Origin of the sequence: Streptomyces kebangsaanensis (genome assembly GCF_001906585.1) — a bacterium.
GTDB classification, from domain to species: Bacteria; Actinomycetota; Actinomycetes; order Streptomycetales; family Streptomycetaceae; genus Streptomyces; species Streptomyces kebangsaanensis.
In genome coordinates, this window is record NZ_JUJA01000048.1 from 6,243 (window position 1) to 10,040 (window position 3,798).

General features: G+C 71.6%; 3 protein-coding genes and 1 pseudogene. 2 read left to right on the forward strand and 2 right to left on the reverse strand.

Features of this window, described 5'->3' with window-relative positions; all coding sequences use genetic code 11:
- A pseudogene (locus RH94_RS07095) lies at positions 1-846 on the reverse strand (NAD(P)/FAD-dependent oxidoreductase); the annotation flags it as partial.
- 322 nt (positions 847-1,168) lie between these two features.
- On the opposite strand from RH94_RS07095, the gene RH94_RS07100 reads away from it, so the two are divergent.
- Complete coding sequence (locus tag RH94_RS07100) at positions 1,169-1,618, forward strand: ATP-binding protein (RefSeq protein WP_073946790.1); 450 nt, start codon at positions 1,169-1,171, stop codon at positions 1,616-1,618.
- Between the two features lie 34 nt (positions 1,619-1,652).
- Here RH94_RS07100 and RH94_RS07105 read toward each other — a convergent pair whose 3' ends face one another.
- On the reverse strand, positions 1,653-2,975 hold the full coding sequence (locus tag RH94_RS07105; protein ID WP_073946791.1) for a hypothetical protein: 1,323 nt from the start codon (positions 2,973-2,975) through the stop codon (positions 1,653-1,655).
- 414 nt (positions 2,976-3,389) lie between these two features.
- Between RH94_RS07105 and RH94_RS42645 the strand changes: the two genes are divergently transcribed.
- The coding region (locus RH94_RS42645; protein ID WP_234425593.1) for a hypothetical protein at positions 3,390-3,798 on the forward strand (409 nt) is incomplete at its 3' end.

The window sequence follows — 3,798 nt, forward strand, 5'->3', positions numbered from 1 at the left end:
CCCGCCGATCGCGTAGGCGCAGTCACCGGCGGCGTAGACGTCCGGGTGCGAGACCGAGCGCATGGTGCGGTCGACGACGATCTGGCCGGTCTCGGCGACCTCCAGGCCGCTGGCGGTCGCGATGGGGTGCACGGCGAACCCGGCCGACCACACGGTCACGTCGGCCGGGATGGACCTGCCGTCGGCGGCGATCGCCCGTGTCGGCTCGACGGCTTCGACGGCGGTGTGCTCGTGGACGGTGATGCCGAGCCGGTCGAAGGCCTGGCGCAGGTGACGGCGGGCCTTCGGGGAGAGCCAGGCGCCCAGCTCGCCGCGGGCGGCGAGCGCGACCGAGAGGTCGGGCCGGGACTCGGCGAACTCGGTGGCGGTCTCGATGCCGGTCAGCCCCTCACCGACGACCAGCACAGTGCCGCCCTCGCCCAGGCCGGCCAGGCGCTCGCGCAGACGCAGAGCCGAGGACCGGCCGGTCACATCGAAGGCGTACTCGGCCACGCCGGGGACGCCGTGGTGGGCTACGGAGCTGCCGAGCGCGTAGAGAAGGGTGTCATACGCGAGTTCGCCATCGCCGTCCTCGCCGGTCACGGCGACGGTCCTGCGCCCGGGGTCGACGCCGGTGACGCGCGCCAGGCGCAGCCGCACCCCGGTGCCCGCGAACACGTCGGCGAGCTTGCGGAACGCGACGTCCTGACCGCTCGCGAGCTGGTGGAGCCGCATCCGCTCGACGAAGTCGGGCGCGGCGTTGACGACGGTGATCTCGGTGTCGGCGGGGGAGAGTCGGCGGGCCAGGTTTCCGGCGGCGAAGGCCCCGGCGTATCCGGCGCCGAGGACGACGATGCGGTGCTTCATGGCGTTGCTCCTGTCTCGTTCGCGTGCCCCTTGAACGAGACGGCGCCCCGATTGCTGACAAGAGCCTGGTGTGACGTGGGCCACTGACCCAAGGCGGGCGACCGAGCCTCCGGCGGACGCCCGGGTCCGTCCCGAGCGGTCGAAACGGGGCGACGGCCCACCACGGATCGAGAGGGTCGGCCATCGGTCGACATCACACCCGCGCTCACCACACACCGTGACGAAAGACCGACGCACCGCTCACCCTCCGCGCCCGTACGCTGACTCGGCGTACGGGGTGCCGTGCTCGCCCCCGCCAGCGCCCGACCGTCACTCTGGCGTCATGAACCACGCAACACCCCAAGTCGGCTCCCCCACCGGCACCTTCACGCAACTGCTGTCGTCCACGCGGCGCGGCGCCCGGCTCGCCCGGCTCCTCGCCGTGACCGAACTGCACTCCTGGGACACCCCGCCGGACCTCACGGAGCGTGCCGAACTCGTCGTCGCGGAGCTGGCCGCCAACGCCGTCCTCCACGGCCGCGTGCCCGGCCGCTGCTTCCGGCTCACGCTCGCCTACGACCCGGCGGTCAGCTGCCTCCGCGTCGAAGTCAGCGACGCCCGCGGGGACCTGATCCCGCGGTCCCTCCCGGCGGACACCGAACCCGACGCGCTCCGCACCGGCGGGCGCGGCCTGACCCTCGTCGCCGCCCTCGCCGACCACTGGGACTGCGTCCCCTACCCACCCAGCGGCAAGACCGTCCGGGCGGTACTGACGGCGCCGGTCGATACGTGACGGCGCCGGCCGAGGGGAGCCGGAGCCCGCGCGCCTACGCCTCCGCGGGCAGCGCGGGGAACACGACCACCGAGCCGTCTCTGTCGCGGGCGATCTCGATCGCCACGTCCGTCGGGCGGCCGTTGAGTGCGACGCCGTCGCCCAGGCGGCGGATCTGGTACGCCGCGCGCAGGAGCCGGTCGACCTCACCGGTCGTGAAGACGGGGCGCTTACCGTTCGGGCGTGCCAGTTCCAGTGTCGACAGGCGCACCAGCACCCTGGCGATGCCCGACTCCAGCTCGTCGAGACGCCGCTCGTCGTCCTTGAGGGCGCGGGCGAAGTTCTCGAACAGGTTGTCGGGCTCGCTCTGGGCCTGCTCGACCGCCTGGAGGACGTTGACACGCCGCTTCAACGCGATGGCCAAGGCCGCCAGTTCGAGGTGGGTGCGGAACGTGCCACCCTGGTCGTCCACGCCGGGGAACGACTCGGTCAGCGTGCCGATCTCGACGGGCTCACCGTCGGGAAGCCGGTCGAGCGCGCTCGTCCACCGGGCCAGGCGGATGTCAGCCTTGCTCAGTGCCGTGTCGATGGCGTGCACCGCCGAGTCGAGTCCCAGCGAGACACCGAGCTTGCCCTGGTCGAGCAGGATGGCCGTGGCCTTGTCGATGGCGGGACGGCAGCCGTTGAGCGCGCTGTGCTCGTCGTCGAGCTTGTCCGCCTGAAGCTGCTCCAGCAGTTCCGTGATGTGCGCGATGGCCTCCTGCCGCTTGGCGTCGGCATGCGCGCTCACCCCGACCGCCACGGCCATGAGCACGAGCGGAGCGGCCACGGTGAGCAGCGTGCCTCCGGCGGCCGCGGCACCGGCGGTCGCACCGGCCCCGCCGACCGTGCCCGCCGCTGCCGCTCCTTCGACCCGCACGAACGTCGAGTTGGCGACGATCTTGCCCGTCGTCGAATCCACGATGGGGCCGCGGATACCACCGGCCACCGCCTTCGACGACATCGAACGAACGATGCCCTGACCGACCTGCTTGGCGACCTTCGCCGGAACCACCATGACGTACAGCCCCTCGCCGGCAGCCGTCGTCTTGGCCGCCGCGGCGGAACCGCGCGCCGACTGCGTGATCAGCTGCGACAGGTGCTGTGCCAGCGGACTCGCGGCATCGAGCGAGATGCCCCGGCCGCGGTCGAGCTTGTCCGGCAGCGGATGCACCTCGAGCATGGCGATCGGCCGGTCGGCCAACGCGGCCAGCACACCGCGCAGTTCGGCCAGACGCTCAGCCGTCATCGGCCCGTCCCCGGCCACCGCCGGCACCTGGACGTCACCTGTCGCCAGTGTCCACACCGGAACGGTTGCCTTCTTGCGGTAGTCGATCATCGTCCCCCCAACTCATCCCCACGTCAGCCCACGGCTGACGTCCCAGCAGAACGGTATAGCCGAATCACGGCACCGTGTGTCACTCGATCCACATCGACCACCTTCCGGCACAGCGGGTCGGTGCGGGCGACGCGAGCACAATGACCGGCGCCCGCTCAGTGACTGGAACCGTGACAGTCGAACAACTCTCAGCCTACGCTCTGTTGACAGTGCCAACACACCCTTCTAGCGTTGCTTGCGTATGCGGGGGTCACGTCACGGGGAACGGTCCTCTCGTCCGGACCGCGGACGAGCCGCACAGCGTGTCACTGGTTGGGGGATGGTTTGACGCGGAACCGGGTACGTCTCAGCGGCGGCTCGAGCTGGCAGACGGACTTCCGTCGCAGGACCACGGGGCGCCCCGTGCGTACCGCCATGGACGTCGCTCGTCTCCACCGGAACCTCAACCACATCCTCCTCGACCTTCAGCGTGCCGTGGAGAGATACGCGGTGGCCGAGGCGACCGGCCTGTACGCGCTGGCCTGGTCCCAGGTGGCCGAGGCGCCGCCCAGCGAGACCAGGAAGCAGCGGGAAGAACTCCAGGCGTTCAAGAAGGTGCTCAACTCCGCGTCCTGGCTGGAGGAGGGGCGTCGTCGTGCGGCGGCGGCCGATGTCCGGCAGGAAACCCCGACCCGGCAGCGCTCCGCGGTGCGTCCGGGTCGCCGCCCTGCCGAGAAGCGCGCGAGCGGTCACGTGCCGCGCCGCGAGGCGAAGCCCGTCAAGGACACCGGTGCGGACCGTCCGCCCTCGCACACGGCCGGTTCCGGTTCTCGGGCACCGGCTC

Excerpts from the sequence above, each read along its gene's own strand:
- RH94_RS07100 (WP_073946790.1), top strand. The coding sequence starts at position 1,169 with ATGAACCACGCAACACCCCAAGTCGGCTCCCCCACCGGCACCTTCACG.
- RH94_RS07105 (WP_073946791.1), bottom strand. The coding sequence starts at position 2,975 with ATGATCGACTACCGCAAGAAGGCAACCGTTCCGGTGTGGACACTGGCG.